This window comes from Romboutsia faecis, from assembly GCF_014323405.1.
Lineage (GTDB): Bacteria > Bacillota > Clostridia > Peptostreptococcales > Peptostreptococcaceae > Romboutsia_E > Romboutsia_E faecis.
This window is the reverse complement of the sequence record NZ_JACRWE010000033.1, coordinates 1-935: the sequence shown is the minus strand read 5'-3', so window position 1 is coordinate 935 and position 935 is coordinate 1. Positions and strand designations below refer to the sequence as shown.

Annotated in this window: 6 tRNA genes and 2 rRNA genes; all 8 read right to left on the bottom strand. The window is 46.1% G+C overall.

Features of this window, described 5'->3' with window-relative positions:
• Positions 1 to 41: 41 nt before the first annotated feature.
• Positions 42 to 117, bottom strand: a tRNA-Asn gene (locus tag H8923_RS17060).
• A 7-nt stretch (positions 118 to 124) separates the two neighbouring features.
• Positions 125 to 200 (bottom strand) — tRNA-Asn (locus H8923_RS17055).
• 9 nt (positions 201 to 209) lie between these two features.
• Positions 210 to 286 (bottom strand) — tRNA-Asp (locus H8923_RS17050).
• A gap of 5 nt (positions 287 to 291) precedes the next feature.
• A tRNA-Val gene (locus tag H8923_RS17045) sits at positions 292 to 367 on the bottom strand.
• Between the two features lie 12 nt (positions 368 to 379).
• A tRNA-Gly gene (locus H8923_RS17040) sits at positions 380 to 453 on the bottom strand.
• Positions 454 to 462: 9 nt separating this feature from the next.
• A tRNA-Glu gene (locus H8923_RS17035) sits at positions 463 to 537 on the bottom strand.
• 4 nt (positions 538 to 541) lie between these two features.
• Positions 542 to 658, bottom strand: a 5S ribosomal RNA gene (rrf, locus tag H8923_RS17030).
• 158 nt (positions 659 to 816) lie between these two features.
• A 23S ribosomal RNA gene (locus H8923_RS17025) occupies positions 817 to 935 on the bottom strand; the annotation flags it as partial.

Below are 935 nucleotides of genomic sequence, written 5' to 3'. Positions count from 1 at the left end.
TTACAAGTCAGCTGCTCTACCGTTGAGCCACACCAGCATATTGGCGGGAATAACAGGACTCGAACCTGTGACCCAATGATTAACAGTCATTTGCTCTACCAACTGAGCCATATTCCCATATTATTGGCGGGAGTAACAGGACTCGAACCTGTGACCCAATGATTAACAGTCATTTGCTCTACCAACTGAGCCATACTCCCATATTTTATTGGCGACCTGGAAGGGACTCGAACCCTCGACCTCCAGCGTGACAGGCTGGCATTCTAACCAGCTGAACTACCAGGCCGCAAATGGTGGGACTAACAGGGCTCGAACCTGTGACCCCCTGCTTGTAAGGCAGGTGCTCTCCCAGCTGAGCTATAGTCCCATAAGTTTAATCTGGAGCGGGTGAAGGGGATCGAACCCTCACAGCCGGCTTGGAAGGCCGGAACTCTACCATTGAGCTACACCCGCATATTTAATTGGTGACCCATAGGGGAATCGAACCCCTGTTACCGCCGTGAAAGGGCGGTGTCTTGACCGCTTGACCAATGGGCCATGTACGTGGCTACGTCTTACTCTCCCGGGAGGTTGCCCTCCGAGTACCATCAGCGCTAAAGAGCTTAACTTCTGTGTTCGGAATGGGAACAGGTGTATCCTCTTTGCTATAATAACCACATTTCTTTTTTAACACTTCCGTGTCGGACAAGTATTATATTAACATTTTTATTTTTAAATGTCAACACCTTTTATCAACTTTTTTTAGAAAGTTTTTCTGAAAAAAGTTAAGTTAATACTCTGAAAACTACATATCATTTATGATTTAATCATTTAAGTTTGGTCAAGTCCTCGACCTATTAGTATCGGTAAGCTACATACATTACTGCACTTCCACCTCCGACCTATCAACCAGGTAGTCTTCCTGGGGTCTTACCCTTACGGTGGGAAATCTTATC